The 23,773-nt window shown below is 36.3% G+C and carries 21 protein-coding genes; 19 read left to right on the top strand and 2 right to left on the bottom strand.

The window, feature by feature from the left end; genetic code table 11:
- Positions 1 to 111 precede the first annotated feature (111 nt).
- Positions 112 to 1,365, top strand: a complete 1,254-nt coding sequence (gene clpX / locus AC3B6Y_RS01000) for an ATP-dependent Clp protease ATP-binding subunit ClpX (protein WP_489757867.1) — start codon at positions 112 to 114, stop codon at positions 1,363 to 1,365.
- 4 nt (positions 1,366 to 1,369) lie between these two features.
- Positions 1,370 to 1,951: a ribosome biogenesis GTP-binding protein YihA/YsxC gene (gene yihA / locus AC3B6Y_RS00995; protein WP_489757868.1), complete on the top strand. Its 582-nt coding sequence runs from the start codon at positions 1,370 to 1,372 to the stop codon at positions 1,949 to 1,951.
- A 78-nt stretch (positions 1,952 to 2,029) separates the two neighbouring features.
- On the opposite strand, the gene AC3B6Y_RS00990 is transcribed toward yihA, so the two are convergent.
- On the bottom strand, positions 2,030 to 2,752 hold the full coding sequence (locus tag AC3B6Y_RS00990; RefSeq protein ID WP_489757869.1) for an SIR2 family NAD-dependent protein deacylase: 723 nt from the start codon (positions 2,750 to 2,752) through the stop codon (positions 2,030 to 2,032).
- Positions 2,753 to 2,837: 85 nt separating this feature from the next.
- Here AC3B6Y_RS00990 and AC3B6Y_RS00985 point away from each other — a divergent pair, with 85 nt between their 5' ends.
- Positions 2,838 to 3,245: an iron-sulfur cluster biosynthesis family protein gene (locus AC3B6Y_RS00985; RefSeq protein WP_489757870.1), complete on the top strand. Its 408-nt coding sequence runs from the start codon at positions 2,838 to 2,840 to the stop codon at positions 3,243 to 3,245.
- A gap of 244 nt (positions 3,246 to 3,489) precedes the next feature.
- Positions 3,490 to 4,479, top strand: coding sequence for a UDP-glucose 4-epimerase GalE (gene galE / locus AC3B6Y_RS00980; protein ID WP_489790308.1), 990 nt, complete (start codon positions 3,490 to 3,492; stop codon positions 4,477 to 4,479).
- An 89-nt stretch (positions 4,480 to 4,568) separates the two neighbouring features.
- Here the strand turns inward: galE and AC3B6Y_RS00975 are convergent, their stop codons facing one another.
- Positions 4,569 to 4,715, bottom strand: a complete 147-nt coding sequence (locus AC3B6Y_RS00975) for an SPJ_0845 family protein (protein WP_489757872.1) — start codon at positions 4,713 to 4,715, stop codon at positions 4,569 to 4,571.
- A 151-nt stretch (positions 4,716 to 4,866) separates the two neighbouring features.
- Between AC3B6Y_RS00975 and uvrC the strand changes: the two genes are divergently transcribed.
- The 15 genes from uvrC to AC3B6Y_RS00900 all read left to right on the top strand — a co-directional run bounded on the left by uvrC (position 4,867) and on the right by AC3B6Y_RS00900 (position 23,737).
- On the top strand, positions 4,867 to 6,678 hold the full coding sequence (uvrC, locus tag AC3B6Y_RS00970; RefSeq protein ID WP_489791172.1) for an excinuclease ABC subunit UvrC: 1,812 nt from the start codon (positions 4,867 to 4,869) through the stop codon (positions 6,676 to 6,678).
- Between the two features lie 178 nt (positions 6,679 to 6,856).
- Positions 6,857 to 7,735 carry a hypothetical protein gene (locus AC3B6Y_RS00965; RefSeq protein WP_489791171.1) on the top strand — a complete coding sequence of 293 codons (879 nt, stop codon included), beginning with the start codon at positions 6,857 to 6,859 and terminating at the stop codon, positions 7,733 to 7,735.
- 73 nt (positions 7,736 to 7,808) lie between these two features.
- Positions 7,809 to 8,711, top strand: coding sequence for a DUF4097 family beta strand repeat-containing protein (locus tag AC3B6Y_RS00960; protein WP_489791170.1), 903 nt, complete (start codon positions 7,809 to 7,811; stop codon positions 8,709 to 8,711).
- Positions 8,712 to 9,118: 407 nt separating this feature from the next.
- Complete coding sequence (locus tag AC3B6Y_RS00955) at positions 9,119 to 9,409, top strand: WXG100 family type VII secretion target (protein ID WP_489757876.1); 291 nt, start codon at positions 9,119 to 9,121, stop codon at positions 9,407 to 9,409.
- A 144-nt stretch (positions 9,410 to 9,553) separates the two neighbouring features.
- Positions 9,554 to 12,538 carry a type VII secretion protein EsaA gene (gene esaA, locus AC3B6Y_RS00950; protein ID WP_489791169.1) on the top strand — a complete coding sequence of 995 codons (2,985 nt, stop codon included), beginning with the start codon at positions 9,554 to 9,556 and terminating at the stop codon, positions 12,536 to 12,538.
- On the top strand, positions 12,516 to 13,034 hold the full coding sequence (locus AC3B6Y_RS00945; protein WP_489791168.1) for a hypothetical protein: 519 nt from the start codon (positions 12,516 to 12,518) through the stop codon (positions 13,032 to 13,034). The genes esaA and AC3B6Y_RS00945 overlap by 23 nt, the downstream gene beginning before the upstream one ends.
- The gene (locus tag AC3B6Y_RS00940; protein ID WP_489791167.1) at positions 13,031 to 13,282 is read left to right on the top strand and encodes an EsaB/YukD family protein; all 252 of its coding nucleotides are present in this window, start codon (positions 13,031 to 13,033) and stop codon (positions 13,280 to 13,282) included. The genes AC3B6Y_RS00945 and AC3B6Y_RS00940 overlap by 4 nt, the downstream gene beginning before the upstream one ends.
- A 14-nt stretch (positions 13,283 to 13,296) precedes the next feature.
- Entirely contained in the window at positions 13,297 to 14,460 is a 1,164-nt protein-coding gene (gene essB, locus AC3B6Y_RS00935; RefSeq protein ID WP_489791166.1) for a type VII secretion protein EssB, read from the top strand.
- A gap of 5 nt (positions 14,461 to 14,465) precedes the next feature.
- Positions 14,466 to 18,857, top strand: a complete 4,392-nt coding sequence (gene essC, locus AC3B6Y_RS00930; protein ID WP_489791165.1) for a type VII secretion protein EssC — start codon at positions 14,466 to 14,468, stop codon at positions 18,855 to 18,857.
- Between the two features lie 14 nt (positions 18,858 to 18,871).
- Complete coding sequence (locus AC3B6Y_RS00925) at positions 18,872 to 19,558, top strand: class A sortase (RefSeq protein ID WP_489791164.1); 687 nt, start codon at positions 18,872 to 18,874, stop codon at positions 19,556 to 19,558.
- A gap of 57 nt (positions 19,559 to 19,615) precedes the next feature.
- Positions 19,616 to 20,995 carry a MucBP domain-containing protein gene (locus AC3B6Y_RS00920; RefSeq protein ID WP_489791163.1) on the top strand — a complete coding sequence of 460 codons (1,380 nt, stop codon included), beginning with the start codon at positions 19,616 to 19,618 and terminating at the stop codon, positions 20,993 to 20,995.
- On the top strand, positions 20,995 to 21,303 hold the full coding sequence (locus AC3B6Y_RS00915) for a YwqH-like family protein (protein ID WP_489791162.1): 309 nt from the start codon (positions 20,995 to 20,997) through the stop codon (positions 21,301 to 21,303). Before AC3B6Y_RS00920 ends, AC3B6Y_RS00915 begins: the two co-directional genes overlap by 1 nt.
- A gap of 15 nt (positions 21,304 to 21,318) precedes the next feature.
- The gene (locus AC3B6Y_RS00910; protein ID WP_489757885.1) at positions 21,319 to 21,597 is read left to right on the top strand and encodes a TIGR04197 family type VII secretion effector; all 279 of its coding nucleotides are present in this window, start codon (positions 21,319 to 21,321) and stop codon (positions 21,595 to 21,597) included.
- Positions 21,598 to 21,599: 2 nt separating this feature from the next.
- Entirely contained in the window at positions 21,600 to 22,910 is a 1,311-nt protein-coding gene (locus tag AC3B6Y_RS00905; protein ID WP_489791161.1) for a T7SS effector LXG polymorphic toxin, read from the top strand.
- A complete protein-coding gene (locus tag AC3B6Y_RS00900) occupies positions 22,907 to 23,737 on the top strand; it encodes a hypothetical protein (RefSeq protein ID WP_489791160.1) in 831 nt (276 codons plus the stop codon). The genes AC3B6Y_RS00905 and AC3B6Y_RS00900 overlap by 4 nt, the downstream gene beginning before the upstream one ends.
- Positions 23,738 to 23,773: the final 36 nt, after the last annotated feature.

Raw genomic sequence — 23,773 nt, 5'->3', positions numbered from 1 at the left:
TGTATAATTAAGAAGAGTAAAAGTTTCTTTTTTTACTTTTCTTAAGGTCTATGCTAAGCTTTTTATTGCAAAAAAGATAGCTTGAGACTGAAATTGGGAGGAAATAATTTTATGTTTGATAGTACCAGTGATAACGGGGCAATTGTTTGCTCGTTTTGTGGTAAGTCCCAAGACCAAGTCCAACGAATTGTTGCTGGTCCTGGAGTTTATATTTGTAATGAATGTGTTGATTTATGTAAACAAATTATTGATGATGCAGTCGATGAAGAAGAAACTCTCGAAATTACGGATTTACCTGCACCCAAAGAAATTATGGCCATTTTGGATCAATATGTCATTGGTCAACAACAAGCTAAGAAAAATTTGGCAGTGGCAGTTTATAACCATTATTTACGTGTCAATAGTCAAGTTAAAGATGACGATCAAGCCGTAGAAATGCAAAAAAGTAATATTGCGTTAATCGGACCAACAGGTTCTGGTAAAACTTATTTAGCACAAACTTTAGCCAAAATTTTACAAGTTCCTTTTGCTATTGCTGACGCTACTACGTTAACAGAAGCGGGCTATGTTGGTGAAGATGTTGAAAATATTTTGTTGAAGTTATTGCAAAATGCGGATTTTGATGTCGACAAAGCCGAACACGGCATTATTTATATTGATGAAATTGATAAAGTTGCGAAAAAAAGCGAGAATGTTTCCATTACCCGTGATGTTTCTGGTGAAGGAGTGCAGCAAGCTTTATTAAAGATTTTAGAAGGTACAATTGCTAATGTTCCACCACAGGGCGGTCGGAAACATCCACAACAAGAAATGATTCAAATTAATACGCGCAATATTTTGTTCATTGTTGGTGGGGCTTTTGACGGCATTGAAGAAATTATTAAAAATCGCCTGGGTGAAAAAACGATTGGCTTTGGCATGGACAATAGTCAACAAGTAAATGTCGATGATTCAGCCCAGTTAATGAGTCAAGTTATTCCGGAAGATTTAATGAAATTTGGGATTATTCCTGAATTTATTGGCCGGATTCCAGTTATTACGACTTTGGATCAATTAACCCGGAATGATTTAGTTCAAATCTTAACCCAACCTAAGAATGCCCTAGTTAAGCAATATCAACGCTTATTTGCTTTAAATGATGTCAAGCTAGAGTTTAATCAAAATGCTTTAGAAGCAATGGCCGATTTAGCTTTGAAGCGCAATACTGGTGCGCGGGGCTTAAGATCAATTATTGAAGCCACTTTGATGGATACGATGTATGAAGTGCCTAGTCGGGACGATATTAAGCGCGTGGTGGTTACGAAAAAGTCAGTTGAAGGTTCACAAAAGCCTTCACTATATGATAGTAAAGGTAAGGTTGCCTAAACTAATGCAGATTAAAGATGTTACTATGGACTTAAGTGCCGTGAGTGCTAGTCAGTATCCTACTGATGGTTGGCCTGAAATTGCCTTGGCGGGGCGCTCTAACGTTGGCAAATCATCCTTAATTAATACTTTAATTCAACGGAAAAATTTTGCACGTACTTCTAGTACTCCCGGTAAAACGCAAACTTTGAATTTTTACGGAATTAATCAGCAGTTATACCTGGTTGATGTTCCCGGTTATGGTTATGCGAAAGTTTCCAAACAAAAGCGGGCGGCGTTTGGCGCAATGATTGAAGAATATTTGACCACGCGCAAACAATTACGGGGAATGATTATTCTAGTAGATGGTCGCCGGGCGCCCAGTGCAGATGATGTTTCTATGTATCAATTCGTCAGTTACTATAAAATTCCGACATTGGTAGTGGCCACGAAGATGGATAAGGTTAAACGCAATCAATGGAATAAAACGGTCTCACTAGTTAACCATACGTTAGACTTGAATCAACGTGATTCATTACAATTATTTAGCTCAATGACCAAAGCAGGCCGCGATGAAGTTTGGACTTGGATTGCAGATCATTGTTAACTGATATTAGTATATTTAAAAAAAACTAGAACTAACTGGCAAAGTGGTTCTAGTTTTTTTATGGTGGGGCTTAATAATTTATAAACTGGCTTTTAAATCAGTTAAAATCTGGTCAAGTGAACCATTGATGAAGAGATGGATCTGTTGTGGGACATTAATAGGTTGATCATTTAAAACGACTAATTGAGCTTGATTAGCGGGTAAGCCGTGTCCCAATTTTGTTCCTAAAGCAAGAATTAAATCGGCTGTTTGGATTAATTTGTTTCCGGCTAAGACGCGTTTTTTGATTGCCACCATATTCCGTAAAACAAAAACCGGTAAAATTAGTGAATGATCAATGGGACAATAGGGGACAGTGTGTTGTTGGATGAAGTTCAGATCAAAAAGGTGATGCTGTTTGACACAATAGTTTTCATTAATACTGCCCCAATATTCAACGACGTTTTGCGTCCCAGCTAAAGCGTGTAGATGATCTAAGTTATAAGTGATAATACCTTGAAAATACTGTTGTTCAGTTAATTGATTAATAATTTGGTGAGCAATGCTAGGTTGACTAGCGGGACGAAAATGGGTCAAGCGGTATAATTGATAAAACGTTTGAGGCTGCTGCTGAGCAAACCGGTTCGTCAAAAGTTCCATTAAAGGTACGCAAGCAATTGGATTGTGCAAAGCTAGCTGGTTCATGGCGTTTAAATCAGGATAACCGCTAGCAGTTGATAAACCTGCACCTGTAATTAAAACGGTCTTGCGTGCAGTTAAGAGCATTTGCTTTAATGTGCTCAGTTGCTGTTCATAGTTCATTTTTGAAGGCCTCCCACCAGTCTTAAAGTAATTATGGTGTTATAATAACGCCATTCTAGTTAGAAAACTACAAGGAGGTTGCAGGATGTTTGTAAAGCTTGATCAGTCTGTTCAGAAAAGGTTACAACAGTATGCAGATAATTCCAAACTAACAATTTTACTAAATTTTGATGATGGGGTCGGCGTTTATTCAAAAGTGCAAGCAACTTGTGGACTGGAAGTTAGTTTTAATTTAACGATTGTTAACTCCAGTGCGGATTTAATTGATTTTAACGACCACGTTGAAACTAGCTTAGGGAACTTCTTAGTTAAAGGTTATTCGAAAGAATTCTTAGATACCAATAACCGTTTAATCCAAGACGCTGCTGGTACGATTCAATTAATTGGTGATAATTCTGGTGTGATTGATAATAGTGTGCCAATTATTGACTTATCTAAGGAGCAACAACCTCCTCAAACGCGTTTGGAAAAGATTGACAATATTGCCAATTAGGGTTGGGTGTTTGGTCAAATGATGTTAGTTGTACGAAATAATTGGTCAGATTCGTAGAAATTAAAAATCCCCGAAATGAAACTTAATTTCGAGGATTTTTAGTTATGTAGAGTCAATATCTTCTGTTAAATCCTAAACTGATAGGCTTTTGGTATGAAACTGGAATTAATTGGTATTCATTCTGGGAAGTGATTATAATAAAATTAAATGAAATAATAGACGTTTTCTCAATGGAGGTTTGACAATGGCAGTTTTAGTTTTAGGTGGTGCGGGTTACATTGGCTCACACATGGTAGACTTATTGGTGCAAGAGCAAGAGGACGTGGTCGTGGTCGATAATTTAAGCCGCGGTCATCGTGATGCGGTTCCGGCCAGTGTGCCATTCTATCAAGGCGATATTCGTGACCGGGACTTTTTGGAGCAAGTTTTTACAGAACAAGATATTGAAGCAGTTTTTCATTTCTGTGCTTATATTCAAGTACCCGAATCAATTGAAAAGCCTAATGACTATTTTGATAACAATGTAGTCGGTCTAATTAATCTGATTCACGTGATGAATGACCATCAAGTTAAAAAGTTGATCTTTTCATCTTCAGCCGCGGTTTATGGTACGCCAAAGCAAGTTCCAATTAAAGAAGATGACCCCAAAGATCCCATTAATCCTTATGGACTAACGAAATTGATGATGGAACAAATCATGCGCTGGGACGGCGCGGCATATGACATTCAGTGGTTAGCTTTTCGGTACTTTAATGTGGCAGGGGCCCGGTTAGATGGTGACTTGGGTGAAGATCATCATCCGGAAACACATTTGATTCCGATTGTATTGCAAGCTGCTTTAGGCCAACGTGATCATGTCGATATGTGCGGTAATGATTATCAAACTCGTGATGGTTATAATGTGCGCGATTATGTACATGTCTTAGACTTAGTTCAAGCTCATTACTTAGGTCTCAAATATTTACGGCAAGGTGGTCAAAGTGACTACTTTAACATTGGTTCTAAACAAGGTTTCACTGTTAAGGAAATCGTCGAGGCAGCGCGCAAAGTTACCGGTGTGAATATCAAAGCTATGGATGCGCCCCGCCGTGGTGGTGATCCAGATTCTTTAGTAGCTGATAGTAGTAAAATTCAAACCATTTTAGGTTGGAAGTCCCAGTATACGGATATTGATACTATTATTGATTCCGCTTGGCGTTGGTTACAAAGACACCCTGAAGGTTATGCTAAATAATTAATGCAATAGTAAAAAAATAGAGGTTGAATTCAAAGTCATTTGGCAATTGAGTGCTAGAACTTTGATTTCGACCTCATTTTTATTAATTATTTTTTCTTGTGATCTTTAGCCTGTTTCAATTTGTTTTCGGTTTGTTTAACGGCATCTAGATTTTTTTGAGTTTCATCTGGTAAAGAAGCAAATTTATCAAATAAACTTTCAAAATTATTTTCTTGTTTGACAGTTAGACCCACAATTTCACCTTCTTTAACTAGGTTAATTACTCTGTCAGTATAGCATATTTCAGCTATTTATTGTTGAAACTCAGATTTGGTAAATCAATTGGTATTTTGTTAAACACGGGTTAAAATATAAACAATAGTTGACGCAATTAGGAGATAAAAAATGGCGACAGAATATTTAGAGCATAAACTAGCATTATTGCCAGATCGACCAGGCTGTTATTTGATGAAAGATATTAATGCGAAAATTATTTATGTAGGTAAAGCCAAAAATTTAAAAAATCGGGTTCGCTCTTATTTTAAAAGTTCGCATGAAGGCAAAACGGCTAAGTTAGTCAGTGAAATCCGCGATTTTGAAACGATTGTGACGTCAACTGATAAGGAAGCTTTTTTACTGGAAATTACTTTAATTCAAAAGCATCAGCCCTACTTTAATATTAAATTAAAGAAGGGGACTGGGTATCCATATATTAAAATTACTAATGAACGCAACCCCCAGATGATTATCACTGGTCAAGTCAAAAAAGATGGTGGTTTTTATTTTGGCCCTTATCCGAACGTGTATGCGGCAGAAGAAACGCTGAATTTTTTACAGAAAGTCTATCCTCTAAGACGGTGTAGTGGTTATCAAGGCCGGCCGTGTTTATATTACCATATGGGACAGTGTTTGGGAGCCTGCTTTCAAGAAGTACCAACGCAAAAATATGAACAGCAAATCAAAAAAATTAAAAGTTTTTTGAATGGTAATGTCGGGACCATCAAAAAGCAATTAACACAAAAAATGAACACCGCGGCGGCTGATTTAAAATTTGAACGGGCAGCGGAATTACGCGATCAAATCCACTATATTGAACAGACCGTGGAAAAGCAAAAAATTATTTCGAATGATCATACACCGCGTGATTTATTCAACTTTTATGTTGATAAAGGCTGGATTTCTATTCAAGTGTTTTTCATTCGACAAGCTCGCTTAATGAAACGTGAAAAACGAATTTTTCCTTGCATTAATACGCCCGAGGAAGAATTGGCAACGTTTATTTTACAATTTTATAATCGGAAAAATAATGTGTTACCGCGTGAAATTTTAGTTCCGAAAGAAATCGATCAAGCTTCATTGACAGAAATTTTGCATGTCCCTTTTCGAACCCCGCAACGGGGGACCAAACGTGATTTGTTGGTAATGGCTAAAGACAATGCTAAATTGTCATTGGAAGAAAAGTTTCGGCTATTAGAATTAGATAATCGCCAAACAGTTGGGGCTCAAAAGCAAATTTTTGATGCTTTAAGTTTACCGTATGGACATGTGATTGAGTCCTTTGACCATTCGCATATTCAAGGTGCTGATGCGGTTTCGGCCATGGTGAGCTTTGTTGATGGTAAGCCGGTTAAGTCCAATTATCGCAAGTATAAAATTAAAGATATTTTAGAACAACATAATGGAGCGGATGAAGCTGCTAATACGCGGGAAGTGATTTATCGTCGGTATTCACGGTTATTAAAAGAACATAAGCCCTTGCCGGATTTAATTTTGATGGACGGGGGCTTGATCGAACTACGCGTAATTTTAGATGTTTTGCATAATGAATTAGGGATTCACATTCCGGTGGCAGGCATGGTTAAAGACGACCATCATAGTACGTCACATCTGATTACTGGTGAGGACGGGGCTGTGGTACCGTTAGATCGAAAAAGCCAAGGCTTTTATTTGTTGCAACGGATTCAAGACGAAGTGCACCGTTTTGTTATTACCTATCACCGCCAAACGCATAGCAAAAATGCGCTGTCTTCACAATTAGAAAGTATTAAGGGTGTGGGGCCAAAAACGCGGATTAAATTATTGAAAAACTATGGTTCAGTTAAAAAAATTAAGGATGCTCCTGTCGAAGATTTGATGAAACTAGGAATTTCGCAAACGACAGCACAAACGATTAAATTATCGTTGTCTCTGACACCAACGCGCAAGATTGGTAAGTAAATTAGTTGCATCAAAGAGTAGTTATAATTGCTAGCGAGGAAAGAAATTCTGAAAAATAAAGCGGACAAAAGACAACTGCGTTTTGGTGTAAGCTCCAAAGAAAGCGTTGACAAAAATGAGTGATTTTATTAACATTTTTAAGTAAAGGTTAATTTTACGTCTTTAGGAGTGATTGTTAATGAAATTAAAGCATATGCAAGGAGTGCTGTCGTTTTTGTTAGTACTTTTAGCTATTTTATTGGCGTCAAACAGTAATCTTGTCTCTGCTGCTAGTGCCACTAAGTATGAGAGTTATCAGTCGTTTGACCATGCTTATATCAACATTGCTGATGTAAACGTCAATTTTAAATTAGGCAAAAAGTTTCATGTGGTGCTGCCGACAAAGTATCATACGTTAACTTTTCGTGATAAAAATAATTATCTTTATATTAATCAAGAAGATGAAGTTCAAAAAAAATTTCCTAAACCTACTTTGACCATTACTGTACCGAAGCAAAATTCTATTCACAAATTAAATCTAGATATAGATGATTGTGATCACGTGTCTATTAGTGGCTTGTCAATTAAGCAAATTAGGCTGGATACCTCAAATACCCATTATGATTTGAACAATGTTTCAGTATCCCAAAAATTCAAAATTAGTAGCGATGATAGTAGCTATCATTTCCAGCAAAGTCAGCTACAACATCTTACTTTTGATGATGATAGTGGGCGATATCAGTTTGCTAATTGTCAGTTAGATAACGTCAAAACGATTAGTGATGATATGGATGATACACATTTAAGCTTGAATCATTCTAGTTTAAAAAATGCGCAGGTCAATTTTGACGAGTTATATGCAAAAGCTACTAATGGTGCCCAATTTCTGGGGGAAAATGTTTTTAATGGTGATGAGATGCACCTCACTTTGGGCAAGATTAATCCTGATGTACGCTTAATGGACGATGACATATTAACAGTCAATGCGCCAAAACGCAATTTAATTAAGAATTTAAAGCATAATCAGAGTAAAAATAATCGATTAAAAATTGAGGTTGAAGAAGGAACAATTAAATAATGCTTAATTAGCTTTTATTGTTGACTTAACTTTTTATGTTTATCGTTTGAATTATTTGGGGAGAAAATTTTTAATGAAGTCAAAATATTATATTCAATACTTAATATCAATTGTGCTATTATTGATTGCGGTCTTGATAGGCGTAAACAATAATTGTGCAACGGCCTTAGCTGCTAATGTGCGGAAATATCAAAGTAATCAGCCCTTTGATCATGTTCATATTGGTATTGTTGATGCCAATGTCAATATCAAACAGGGCAAACAGTTTCGGGCATATTTCCCGACAAACTATCATATTATAACTTTTCGCAATCAAGATCATTACTTGTATATTGAACAAAAAAATCATGGGGTGCGCAAACATGTGAAGCTGAGTTCACCCAAACCGACGATTACGATTACGGTACCGAACAAAGATGCTATCAAAAAGTTAGACCTTGGTTTAGACGACGGTCAGGTGACTCTCAATGACTTGTCCATTCAACAACTGAAGATAAATTCTTCTGATGCTCAGTACAACTTGCAAAATCTGGCGGTTACCCAAAGGTTGAGGATTGATAACGAAGGTGGTCGTTATCAGGTACAAAATAGTAACCTCAATAATGTAGCGTTTGATGATGATGATGGTCAATACCAATTTGATCAGTGTCATTTAACTAATGTTACTACCATTAGTGATGGTTTTGATGATACAAATTTGAAATTCAAAGATGCTGTTTTAAATGGATCTAATATTAATTTTGAAGATTTGAAGATGAAAGTCACTTTGAAGAACACTAAATTGCTCGGGCAGAATGTTTTTCATGGTGATGAATTAGCCTTAGCGTTAGATAAAGGAACTTCTGATGTACATCTAATGAGGAAGGGTAAACTCAAAATTAGTTTTTTCAAGCGTCAAACAATCCAGCGTCTGCAAAATAATCATAATAAAAAGAATGTGCTAAAAATAAAAGTTACAAAGGGGACAATTAAGTAATTAGCTTTAGAAATAATGTGGCTTGAAGTTTTATTAAAATATTTGAATTATCTGAAGTGTTGCTGAATGATTTCAGCAACACTTTTTTTGTATTGTAATTTTGAAGATGACATTTAAACATTCTATTGAATAATAAATAGTTATTATTATTTTTTAGTTCTTTTAGCAGTAATTAACTCAAGCTGTAAATGCTAAGCTGTTAATTTTGACTATAAAAATTAGTAGCTAGTGCATTATTTAAAAAATTGAATAGAATTCAACTTTGTTCTTTCTTAAAGTATAACAATTTGTTCCTCTTATATTAATAATTGACTAAAATAATATTAAAAAAATAATGAAAATTTTAATATTATTGATATAATATGCTTATCTCTTTTTTGAGAGGTTTAAATTTAGGAGGGATTACTGTGGCAGGACAAATAGCCGTTACACCAGAAGAACTGAGATCACAAGCAACGCATTATACACGTGGAGCGGACAGTGTAGATAACGTATTGAGTGATTTAAAGAGTACTCAGGAACAAATTCGCGCTGAATGGAAGGGGAATGCTTTTGAAAAGTATGATGTGAAATTTCAAGAATTATCCGGAAAAGTAACACAATTTTCACAGCTTCTCAGAGAAATCAAGGCGCAGTTGGATAAGTCAGCACAAGCAATGGAAGATGCTGATAATCAAATTGGTCAAGCTTGGAGTTAATTAGTTTTAGTCAAGAGTGGTTTATTAAGGATCGCTCTTGGCGTTACATAAGTAATAAAAGTCCGTACATAGCTTTATAACCTTGGTTTATTAAGTAATTTAACCAGCTATGACTCAACTATGATAGTACAGGAAGATAGGTTTTTGATTAAACGACTATTACATTTTATACAAACCAACAGTAAGAATATTGTCGCGATTATTTTAATAATATTAGTGACTTTAACGATTGCCTTATTTGCATTCAGAACTAAGCAAACCAAAGATCCGAATGCGAATAAAGTATTGCAAGTAGGCTTAGTTAATGAAGATAACGGTGGTCAATTTAATGGCAAACAATATAATTTTGGCCGAGATTTTGTCAACTTATTAACGCGCAATCATGATATTTCGTGGTATTCCATTCCACGTGATGTTGCTGAAAATGGCTTAAAGCATCGACGGTATGATTTGATTGTGATTTTACCATTTAATTTTTCTAATAAGATTCTCCAGTTTCAAGCGGCTGATTTTAAAAAGATTCGGGTTTTATATAAAATTCGTGAAAATAAAAATCCTACTTTACGCAATAAGATTACACAATTGAATAATCAAATCTTAAATAAACTCAATTACAAAGTTACAGAAATGTATTTAGCTAGTATTTTGTTTAACTTACACCAAGCGCAAAAACATCTAGAAGTAGTTAATATGAATGAACAACAGTTGAGTAGTAATTTAAAAGGTAACCTGAATAATCCCTTGGCTGATTTGATTAAAGAATATAGTCAGACGCAGCCCAATGCTAGCGATAATCCGGTCAGCGATTCGAAGGATAATGCAGGTGCTGAGCAATTACAAAATTTATTGCAAAATCAAGGCATTAATGGTTTACAACAAATTAATCCCCAAGCTCAAGAGCTGCAAAGTCAAGCTAATCAGCAATTAAATGAACTTAATACGCAAGCTAATTCTGTAATTCAAGCTAATAATCGGCACTTTTTAGATTTAGTATCTAATCAATATGATGCTTTTCAAACCATTATCAATGATGACTATTTTAATTTGAATCAATTACAAGCTCCATCTATGCAAAAACAAATTAGTGACTTATTGAATTCACCTGTTTGGTTATCAGAGACTGATGCTGCGCTGGTTCAAGAATTGCAAAATCAAAAGCTACAATTGGGGTTAACTCGGGATAAATTAAATCAATGTTTAGCAACATTGCAATCCAATGCAGTAGGTAACGCCGATGGCACTAGTGTAGTTGGTGATGAACAAGTTAGTTCTGTGCGGCAGCAATTGCAAACAATGATCAATACAGCCATCACGCAATTACCTAGTAATAGTAGTCAAATTTTGCAACAAATCAGTAGTGACGGTGAGTTAACGAGAGAGCAAACTCAAAGATTACAAGTCGAGTGGGCTGCTGTCAATAACTTTCAAACAACAGGTTCCTTTCAAGGACAAGAAGTTGCGCTTCAACAAGCAACTTTACCATCAGCTAATCAACCCCTAGTGTTAAATCTGCCAGCCCATCAAAGCGTCTTTTTGAATATCAGCAGTACCCAAGTTGACCTCAATAACCTAGCACGTCAGCTGGAGGAAAATAATTTGCCAGTAGTTATTCAAGATCAAGGTTTAGCTATTAATAATTTGGGCGACCAACAAAGCTTAACTTTATATCCGCAAGTTTTGACTGAGCAACCCGTCAATTATGCCATGACAATTGATGCTCCAGCACTAACGCAAGGAATACTCACTAACTTGGTTCAGAATCACAGTGGCAATTTAAGTCAACCATATTTGGACTTCATCATTACTTTAAATCAGGCTTATACGTTCATCACCACGTTCAACAGCTTACAATTAGAGCCCAAGACAACAGCTACAGTACCGGCAAAGACTGTTTCTACGTTTGATGCGAATTTAGAACAAAAATTATTAGCCATTTTAATCAACGTGCATAGTGCTGAAGATTCCATCACTAAGTTACAAGCTCAGTATGAAGAGCAATTACAACAAAACCAACAAGCGCAGGCGGATTTTCAACAATTAGTTGTTAAGATTCAAAAGTTGTATCAGGAACAATTAGCTAGTTACCGGCAACATCAAACCATGATTTCACCGGTCGTGGAGTTCAATACACAATTGTTAAGTGACCCCGCACCATTAGATTTTTCGCCACTGATGAAATTGGCACAACAAAGTAGTACACAGGCCGAACAAACAAATTCTCAATTACAAGCTTCTTTACAACAAATGCTGAATCAATCGCAACAATTAGATCAAAACTTGACGAACCAAGCGCAAGCCACAGCGACGATTGATAATGATTCTAAAGCATTTGTCCAGCATGGTAATAAATTACTGCAGCAAGCGAAGGTACTCCTTAATAATTGGCAGCAAGTTGTGGCCACTAATGCTGACTACAATCACAATTTTGGTCAGTCAATGAGTAATACTAAAAATGATGATAATGCTGCTCGCAAAATTTACGGCAATCTGGCTCAGCCGTTAAAATTTCAAAATGCGGGGACAATTCGCAATCTTAGTTCAATTTTTCCTTATTTTTTAACATTAGCTAACATTATTATTGGTGGTTTTGCGGCGTTGCTGATTGTCGGTAATAATCAGCACAATCGCCAACTTAAACCATTTAAAGTAGCAGACCATTGGGAATTACCGACAACCGGTTTGGGGTTGTACCAACAATATGCTTTGATTTTAGTTTTAGGAATTAGTTTCTTAGTGGCCTGGACGACGCGCCCGTTATTGCGCCACCTTTTGTATCCACAGTTGTGGTTAATAATCGAAACTTTGATTCAAGCGACAGTGATTGAAGCCGCCATCGCGTTATTCAAATTTTTGCGTTCAGTCGGTAAATTTATTTTTGTTTTCTTCTTTATTGAATATATCTTTTACACGCCAGCATTGGGTCAATATTTAACCAAAAGTCCTGGAGTTGGTTTCTTTTTGAAATATACTTCGCCATTTCAACAAATAGAAGACATTTACTCAAATGTTTTTACTAATCAAGCAGATAATGTCCTGATCATTCTGATTTTTAGTGTGTTGCTATTAGTTTGTTTAATGGTTAATTGGTTATTTAAGGAAAAATTATATGTTACAGAAACTGAAACTTAGCTGGTTATTAGTTGTAATCATCCTCATTGGCGGATGGAGTTTCCAAAATATTGATCTTTTGGCAGCCCGAAGGTCTTTGGATGACGGCAAGATGACAATTAATAATACGATTTTAAACAGCAATCAAGATACCAGTGAGGCAAGTTCAGCTAGTGCTAAGCTGAGTGCGAATGATTTCTTTTTTCGGCAGGATAGTTTTGAGCAGCAACAACGCCAACGAAGACAGCGTTTTTCACAAAATACGCAATTAACGCAACGGCAATTATTTACTAACCAATGGTCTGCTAAACCAGATTTATTAGTTCAACACACCAAAGGACGACTTTTTCAAGTTCCAGAATCAATTTCGGCAGCTCATACCAAACATCATCAGCAGACTAATTCATGGCGAAAACTGAAATACATTCTATTAATGATGCTGGCATTATTTTTTATTGGCATCGGTTGTTGGTTAGGGAAGCACAAACGCATGATTAGGAGATTTTTTAAACGATGAAATATATTAACGTTACCATTTTGATCCCAGCTGCGAATCATTATGTCCAAGATTTGAGACTGCCCCTACAATTGACAGTCAATCAACTAATTGCGCTCTTAATTGATGATTTAGCTCAACGAGCAATTGCTCTCAATACAAGATTACTTAATGTAATTAAAGTGCAGACGAAAAGCTTATTGTTGGTTAACACAGATTTATTAGCAGACTTTCCTTTAGCAGACGGCGATATTTTACAAATTTTTTAGTGGAGGAGCAGCAATTGGCTAAGCAAAGACAAGGATTTGAAATTGATGGCTATCAATATCAATTCAATTATTTAAAATCAGGAAGCATTACCGAAGAATTAACGGCTGATAGTGTTCAAGATGCTCAATTGATTGATTATTTAGGATTAAAGCAAGATCAATTGGTACCATTAATAATCAAGCCACAAGATCAAGCTTGGCAACTGCAATATCAGGTGGCTGCTGATTGGCACAATTTTCAACAATTGGCTAGCGACTTATCGCGAGTTGATAAAATTCGCTTATGTTTGAATTTACTAGAGCTTTGGCAATTACGTAATTCACGAATTGTGCCCGTAGTGCACCCTGATAATATTTTGTTTGACGTCAACTTACGACCCAAAGTTTTACACCGTGGAGCGGTAGGTATTGTGACGCCATCAACGCACGCTCATTTATTAAAACAATTGAAAGCTTTTATCGTGATGGTGTTAGCCAATAAGTATACATTTAATCGCTTGTATAAAGGCTTAATGGCTGATAAGAGTTTTGCTGGTTTGAAGTATCAGAAAATCATTCGTGCCAAAAGCGTTGCCACTTTAAAAGAGCAGCTACAAGTTTTGTATCAACAAGCTTTGACTGTTGAACAGAAGCAATTAGTCGTCGCCTCAAAAAAGCAATTTAATCTTTATCACTGGGGATTTTTATTGGAATCAGTGGTCACGACACTGGTCGGTTTAGCGCTGATTTATTTATTAATGGTTGTTGTGCCGCAAAAACAATCCTTAGCTGAAGGAACGGGCTCTTATTTGCAGCAAGATTATGATCAGGCCATTAATCACCTGAGCAAAATTAGAGTTCAACAAATGCCGAAAGTTCAACAATTAATGCTCGCCAAATCTTATGTTCATGTTGATAATCTCAATCATCAACAAAAAGCTAATATTAACAAATCACTAAATATGAATTCTGATCCTAACTATTTAAAATATTGGATTTATGATGGACAAGGCAATTTTAACCAGTCATTGGATGCTGCCAAATACTTAGGAGATCAGCAATTAATCTTGTTTTCGTATACTAAATTATATTCACAAGCGAACAATAATCCGCATTTAACCGGTGCTAAGAAGCAGAGATTATTGAATAAATATTCGAAACTAATTAAAGCTTATACGAAAAAATTACAGAAAGAATAGAAGACATGGCTGAAAATTATCAATTATATATCTGGTTAAAGACGAGCTACTCAGTGTTGAAATTAGATACCACTGAACAAAATAATTTTACTTTAAGTACTGATTATCATGATACTTATTATGTTCCAGAACTAGAGCAACCACTTGAATTGACGATTAATACGGATGCTCAGTTTTGCTTAGCTGACCAAGTATTAGAATTGGGACAAGTAATAACAATTCAACAACATATCCAACTTTTAATCTTGGCTGATACACTAATTCCACTCAGTTTTGATGTTAACCAGCTCAACATGGGACAGCCTTTAAGTTTAGGAGCTAACGCATTCAATGATATTCAAATAGCGATTAATTGTGATTTTCTCATTCAAAAGACAGCTGATGCCAAACAGTTTCAAGTAATGGGCGCTTTTAAAACGCCAGTCTATTTAAATCATAGTTTAATAACAACCACAGTAATTAATTTTACTTATGGGGATGTGCTGGCGATTGATGGGTTAGAAATAACTTTGCAGCCTGATAATTGGTTAATCGTGAAAGATTTGTTGCAGCAATTTGTCAAAAGTACCCTGTTTTATCGGCAACAAATAAAGCACTGTTATTCAGATGATTATCCAGAGTATCATCGCTCACCGCGGGTGATCCGTGCTTTACCGACAGCTAAAATAACTTTAGATGCACCACCCATGCCCGCAGAAATTACTAAAAATAAATTATTAAAAACGATTACGCCGCCGTTGGTAATGGTTGCTGCTTCGGTTGTAATGGCAGTAATTAGCCATAACATGACCACCATGATTATGATGGGAGCGATGAGTTTGACAACGACTGCTTTTGCGATTAGTAGTTACTTTAATGATAAAAAAGAACAAAAGCAAAAAGCTAATCAAAGAGTGCAAGATTATCATGATTATTTACAAACTAAAATTGTGGAGATTCAATCACAAAAGCACCAAACGCGCTCGGCCTTAACTTATCACTTACCATCACCGCAAACGATTAGTCAATTGATTTTGCGTAATAGTGCGCGGATTTATGAGAAAAACAAATTTCAAACGGACTTTTTAACGGTCCGTTTAGGGTTAGGTAATTTTACCGGACAATATCAAGTTAATTTTTCGCCGCAAGAATTAAAGCATGATGCGTTATTAGACAAAGCAAAAAAGATTTATCAACAGGCACTTCAGGTGGAACACTCGCCATTAGCAATTAGTTTGTTGTCCGCAGGGGTGGGACTAATTGGTGATCAAGTCCAAGTCAATCAGGCTTTGCAGAATTTGGTGCTACAAATTGCGGCCTTTCAAAGTTACCATGATGTCCGGTTCGTTCCAATTTTTGATAGTCAGCAACAAGATTTTTGGCAAGAGTTTCGATGGTTAAAACATTTTCGTTCTAGTGATAGTAATACGTTAAATTTTGTTGATGATGATCAAACGCGTGACCAAATATTAACGGCCTTATTGCAACTATTAAAAGAGCGCGAACAAGCTGTGAAAGAAAAAGAAAACAAAGATCAAAAAATTAGCTTCGCACCGTATTACATTTTGATTGTACAAAATGAAGAATTGATTATTAATCATGGTATTATGGAATATTTGTCACACGATATTTCTGAACTTGATGTCGCAGTGATCTTTGTAAAGCAAACATTGGCTGATTTACCGGAACATATTGAGACAGTGGTCGAATATTATGATAGTCAGCAGGCAGAAATTGTGATTGAGAACGGTCAACTAACTTCTCAAAAATTGGTTCCGGACGCTCTGGAAACAATTGATTTAGAGGCGACCGTGCGACATTTAGCCGCCTTAGACCATAAAGAAAGTCTCAAAAATTCTTTACCAACATCTGTGGGTTTATTGGAATTGTACGATGTTAAAACCGTGACAGAATTACAATTGCAAAAACGTTGGTCAGTCAATCTTCCCTATAAAAGTTTAGCTGTTCCGTTAGGATTACGTGGTAAAGATGATTTAGTTAAATTGGATTTGCATGAACGGGCACATGGTCCACACGGTTTAATTGCAGGAACGACAGGTTCAGGAAAATCCGAATTAATTCAATCGTATATTGCTTCATTAGCAATTAACTTTCATCCCGACAATGTGGCCTTTTTGTTGATTGATTACAAGGGTGGTGGCATGGCGAACCTTTTCAGTGAATTACCGCACTTATTAGGGACCATTACAAACTTAGATGGTAGTCAAAGTTTAAGAGCTTTGGCGTCAATCAAAGCTGAGCTAGAAAAGCGGCAACAGTTATTTGGCCAATATCAAGTTAATCATATTAATGAGTATCAAAAATTGTATCATGACGGCGTTGCCAAAGAAGCTATGCCCCATTTATTTTTAATTAGTGATGAATTTGCTGAATTAAAATCCGAACAACCCGATTTTATGCAGGAATTAGTTTCAACAGCGCGCATTGGGCGTTCATTAGGTATCCACTTAATTCTTGCAACGCAAAAGCCGAGTGGAGTGGTTAACGAACAAATTTGGAGTAATTCTCGCTTTAAAATTGCGCTCAAGGTTCAAGATCAAGCGGATTCCAATGAAATTTTGCATACGCCGGATGCAGCTTCAATTGTTGAACCAGGGCGCGCCTATCTGCAAGTTGGTAATAATGAGATTTATGAGTTGTTTCAAAGTGCATATAGTGGACAAGATTATCAACCAGTCGCTTCTAAAAAGCGCACAGCGCCACCGCTTTATTTAATTAATGAGTTAGGCCAATATGAAAACTTATCAGTTGATTTAAGTGGTCTGACCTATCTTGATACGCAATCTCAAGCAACGAAGGTTTCTGAGTTGACGGCGGTGATCAATTACATTGCACAATTTGCGCAAGATCAAAATATTGCGCGGTTACCTCGACCATGGTTACCACCTTTAGCAGCCCAATTATTTTTGCCAGATTATGTTCAAACTGATTATCAACAGAATTGGTCGCAGGCGCAATTTAATTTACGAGTGACGCTTGCGATGACTGATTATCCGGACCAACAAGCGCAAAGGCCTTTGCTTTTGGATATGCTGCAAGCCAAGCATTTAGCCATTTTTGGTAGTCCTGGTTATGGGAAAAGTACATTCGTTCAAACTTTAATCTTGAGTTTATGCCAACAAAATTCGCCCGAGTTGTTGAATGTTTATTTACTAGATTTTGGAACCAATGGCTTGTTACCTTTGCGCGATTTACCACAGGTGGCTGATTGGATTCGAATTGATGAAACGGAAAAGATTTTAAAATTTCAAGAGATTATTGAGCAGGAATTGAATCACCGCAAGCAATTATTAAGTTTAGTAGGTGTAGCCAGTTTAGAACAATATCTTACAACAACTTCCGAGCAATTGCCGATTATTGCAATCGTGGTTGACGCAATGGATTCAGCGAAAGAAGTGGCTTGGAGTGAGCAGTTTAATTATCTTTTGGACAAGATTACTCGCGAGGGAGCTAACGTCGGGATTTATCTAATAATTACTGCTAATCGCCAAGCAGCTTTGAGAATGCAATTATTGGCTAATATTAAAACGCAAATCTCATTGTTCTTATTTGACCGGAATGAAACTACTGATATTGTGGGTCGTTCGCAGCTGGTTGTTGATGATCAACCGGGGCGAGGATTGATGAAGTTAGATACTGTGCGCTTATTTCAAACTTTGCTTCCAGCTAAAGGTAGCAGTTCTTTGGAAATCTTGGAAAAGGTCAAACAATTAGCACAACAAATGCAGGCCAGTTGGCAAGGAAAACGGCCTGATAAGATTCCAATGATTCCTGAAGAATTAACTTTGGCACGCTTCCAGATGATGGCAACGACCAGTCAGCGACAGTTAGCGTTAGGTTTGGATACAGCAACAACCAAGCCAGTGGTTTTTGATTTTGATCAAGATAAATATTTTGTGATTTTAAACGATACCGAAGAACAGCAACATCTGTATGACAATTTAGTTAGACAGCAATTAGCCCAAAGCGAGCATTGTGCCACAATAATTATTGATAATCAACAATCAGAGTCTGAGATTGTTGCGGTTTTACATCAAATGGAAGCAATCATTCGTTCAGAGCACACAATGCAAGAATATTTAATTTATTTCGCCGATTTTGAAGAAATTGTTAACATCGCTGAACAAAATCAGATTAAGTTATTGGATTTATTGCATCAGGGGCAAACCAATGGCTTACACATTGTCATTAATACTTATCTTAATTATTTGACCAGTAGTTTTGATGAGTTCACCCGAACCTTAAAAGCGGAAATTAAAGTTGGCATTCTGGGAACGCGCTTAACAGATCAAGATTTAGTTAGTTTTAAATATATCTCTAATGAAGATTATCTGAAGGATGACGAGGGCTATTACTTCAAAAGACGATCTTATAAGAAAATTCGCATACCCAAATAAAGGAAGTGTTAATTATGAAAAAGCAAACAATAAAAGCGCTCTTGTCTGGGTTAATCATGATCTGTAGTTTAGGCTTAATTGGCTATGGCGTAATTAGTAGTCCACCAGGACATGATTGGTTGATGGCGCACTACTTAAAACAAGATCAAATGCTGACGCGGCAAAAAATTGTGCATAATCAACATCAAAAGGCTAATTTTGATCCACAAGAAGTTCATGCCATTAAGGCACAAGACTTATTACGAGCGTGGAATAATTCAGTGCAGCCGATTGGTTACATGGCGATTCCTGCAGTCCAAATGAAAAATCGAATTTTTAAAGGCTACGGATCGCGTGGTGATAACTTGCTTTACGGTGTAGCCACTATGAAGCCGAAGCAGGTGATGGGAGCAGGAAACTACGCTTTGGCTGGTCACTATATGCACAATCAAACCATTTTTCATAATTTACATCGTGTCAAAGTCGGGAATAAGGTTTATCTAACAGATTTAAAGTTGATTTACAAATATCAAGTAACTAGGGTTTTAACCGGTGTTTCGAATCGACGGGTGGACTTGATTGATGATCAGCTAGTAGCACCACAAGTTACACTGATTACGTGTGAAAATTTGACGACTAGTAATTTGCGGACTGTGGTCCAAGGCGATTTGTTGGGAACTTACACAGTTACAGCAGCAAAATTGCGCAAATTAGGGATTTAGGGGAGATTGGATATGAAAATTAAACTGACGACTATATTTTTGATATTCACTTTATTGATGGGAACAGTAGTTAGTAGTTGGACTAGTGTTCAAGCTGAAACTTTTAACTTGAATAACACGCGAGCAGATAACTTACAGCAGTTACAAAAAAGTTATGTAAAACAAAAAACCATTACTGAAACGCAGCCAACTGCTGGTGGACCGTTGGCTGATCCCGTGGAAATGGGAAGTGTGACAGTTTTATATATTAACTTTGATACTGGACAAACAATGGACAGTGTTACCTTAAAAGGTCAAGTTGGGGCTCCCTATTATGCTGAAGAAAAAACATTTCATGATATGAAATTAAAAGATGTGACGGGTAATGTGAACGGCACGTATGCTAAAGAGCCCCAGTATGTATATTTTAGTTACCGGTCCAAAGATAGTGCAGTTAACGATAATCAAAACCAAGTAGCGGCTACTGGTGCGGTTAATGTTCAATTTGTGGATGAGGCGGGTGAATCTATTCAGAATGCAGTGACAATTACGGGCAATGTGGGTAGTAATTACAGTGTGGATCCGCACAATTATGCGGTGAACAATTATGAATATGTCAAAGCAGATGGTAATTTAACGGGGCAATTTACCGCTAGTCCCCAAACTGTAACTTTGGTTTACAAGGGAAAAATGACTACAGGGAAGTTAACGGTTCGCTATTTGATTGAAAACTCTACTCTGAGTGTAGCCAGTGACTTGGTCATGGCTGGCAAAATTGGTGATGCTTATACTGTGTCCCAAAAAGATATCCCAGGCTACATTTACGACCATGCTGAGGGGCAAACTTCCGGCACATATACTAAAGAGCCTCAAACAATTACTTTTATTTATAAGAAAGATCAACAAGTAACCGGTCAAGATGTAACAGTGCGGTATTTAGATGAAAAAACCAATGAAGAAATTGCTAATAACGTCATTTTACGGGGCAATGTGGGTGAGACCTACACAATTGAGCGTTTGAAAATTAACGGTTACTCGTTTGAGCGTATTGTTGGTGCAGACAATGGGACTTTTACTAACAACAAGCAAACAGTAACACTTTATTACAAAGCAGGTTCTAATAATAATGCTGATAGTGATTCAGGTAAGAATGATGCTAACACTAATCAGTCCAATACTACAGACCATGCCAATTCGAGCTCAACCAGTCAACCGACTGAAAATTTAAATAATGGTGGAACCAATGATTCTGGTGGCGGCGGTACACAACTACCGCCCAAGTCAAATGGCGCGATAGATCCGACTAGTAACGACTCGGCAACTAAGGGAGACAGTGCAACGTTGCCGCAAACTGCAGATTTGCATGAACAAACCACGGGGTTATTAATCTTAGGAATCTTATTGATGACAAGTGTTATTGGAAGATTGGTTTGGAAAAGAGTGAGGGGTTTTCAATAATGGGAAAAAATGCGGTGGCAATTCGAGCATTACAGATGAAGATTGCTAAATTACAAAAAGCGAAAATCAATTTGCTACAAGGCCAAACTAAGTTAAAAGCCAACATTGATAAAATTACAACAGGCTATACGTCTATTTCTAATAGCGAATGGCGTGGTGAGCGAAAAAATAAATTAGCTAATGACTATGATCAATTTCAACAAAGTAGTCGGCACGATTATAATGTTTGTCAACAAAATATGAGCATAATTGATGACAAAATTCAGGGATTACAAGCAGAATGTGCGCGGCTAGCAGCGATTAATTGATGAGGAGATAAGTTAATGGTAAAGATAGCAATTAAGATTAATGCTTTTGAACAAAGGGTGACTGAGGCTCGGGGAGCGGCAACTGATTTAGGACAAAAGAATTTAAAGTTACAGCACTTTTCCCAGACTAATGCTGCACCGTTTATGCAGATGCTAACATTAAGTAATAAAATGGATAGTCTGATTAAAAAGTATTGTAGTGTGGTTAATAATGATGTGGCACAATTTAAAAAAACAGAAGCACAATTAGTTAAACAAGATCAGAAGTTAGCACAAGATCTGGGAGGTCGTTAATTATGGTCAAAGTCCGTATCAAAGAGGTGATTGATAATAAGCAAGTGCTGGATCGTAAAGGACAGGCGCTGCAGAGTAGTTTGGTTACAGTCAGTACGAAGATGACGGCTGTACCACAAACACCAGGTTTTTCCGGTCAAGCCAAGCGTGCGATGGCCAATTATGCCAATAAAACTCATCAAACCTTAAATCATAATTTAGTTAATGACTTAACGGAATTACAGCAACAGTATCAACGTTTAATTCAAGTGTTTGCTAGTGAAGTGGACTCCAGTCCAGATGCGGTGTTAGATTCCAATTACATCAAAGCAATTGCAACTAAGTTCAAAGCGAGCCAAGCACCGCTAGAAGATGCGCTTGAAGAGTGTAACCGAGCGATTAGTTCTGTTGCGGATATTGTAAGCTTGCGGCGTCTCAGTAATGATCCTGTGAACGATGTCAAAAAGATGGTGCGCTCAGCTAACAAAACGGTGGAGAAATTGCAGCAATTTAATAGTCGTCGCCCAACAGCAACGATGCAAGGCCTGAATCAACAAACTGTGAAATTAGGATCGGAGATTAAAAGTATTGGATCTATTAAGTCGAAAAAAGAAAAAACAATTGTGCAGAAATTATTAGATAGTATGCGAGAAGCCATGAGTAGTGATGACTACAAACGGATCAAGATGTTGGCGAAAGCTGATCCTGAAAAAGCAATGAAGGCAATTTTAGATTCTGACCAGATTATGACGGCCATTAGTGAGAATCCTAAGTTAGTCAAAGGATTGGTTCAATCAGTAACGGCTTATACGATTGCAACTGGTGCTAGGAATTTAAAGTATTTAAATAAGTTTTGGCAAGGAGTCAAAAAAGGTACGGGCTATTTTAATAAGTTCAATAAGTATTTACCAGATGTCTTGAATGGTAGTTTTGGACACGTGGGTAAAACAATGTTAGGCAGTTTCAAAGTAATTAAAAAATCAGGATTGACAGAATATGGAACTCCAAAAGCATTTGGTTGGAACGTGATATTAAATACCGGAGCAGATTATGCTGATCAAAAACATCATGATTTAGGACGAGCAGTTAGTGATGGAATGATTGATAGTATTTTTGAACTTGGTCCAGTTAGTGCTGCTTTAACGGTGGCATTAGTTGGCGTTAGTACCCCATTAGTAGTTTTGGCAGCTTTAGGTGGTACTGGAATAATGTTAACTAAGTTTTTTAATCCTCATTTTGTTGATCAAGTTAAAAGCAATGCTCATAATTTTGAAACTGGTATTGGTAAAACAGTTTCGAAAATTAACTGGAAAAATATTATATATAAAGGATGAAAAATATGTCCAATCTATCATTTGAAAAAAGTAAAAAGTTAGCAACCAATAACTATACAATTAATTTGTTGTTAGATTCTATAAGAAAAAAGAGCTTTATCAAACAGACTTTTAAAGATTTACTTGGAATAATTTTGTGTGGCGTTATTGGCATCTTTTTGGCAGTAATTATTTCACTATCTTATAGCAAGTTGGCTTTAATTATGAAAAAACTAGCTTTTATTTCTATTATGTTAATGATTTTTAGTATTTTTATTTTAATTATAGTTTTCTTTATATCAAAAAATTGGATAATTGAAACTATTATTACTAATGTATTAGAGACAATTAGTTTAATTAATGTATTTGTAATGATGATTTTATTTATTTATTTTGCAATAATTAATAAAATGACCTTAATCAATTCAATAATTTTTTATTTGGCTTGTTTATTAGTGCTTATTTTATTTGTGAAAAGTGTTTATAGAAACTATTCTGGTTTTTACAAAAAAATTAATGATGGTACACAAAAGAAATTAGGCATAGATAAAATAGATACTTGGTTAAGAATAATCGCTAAATACAGTGGCTTATTGTTGCTTATTGTTTTTACTTTTGATTTTTTAAAAAAAATGATAGTTAAACATTTTTCAATAAATTATAGATCTTTACAGTATGTTTTTTATTTCTTTATAATGGTGCCTTTTTTTATGTATCTGATACTTTACTTTCTGTTTATTTATTTTCCATTTAAAGTTATCGTACCGTTGTATTACTTTTATAAATATCAATCCGAATATGAAGCAGAGTACCATGTTAGTTTTGGACGTAAAAAACGAATGAAATAAATTTTGATAGCTGACTTCAGTGAAAGAAGGTGATAT

The organism is Bombilactobacillus sp. ESL1092, assembly GCF_058107465.1.
Note: the sequence above shows the minus strand (reverse complement) of the source record. Positions and strands in the feature narration are given on the sequence as shown.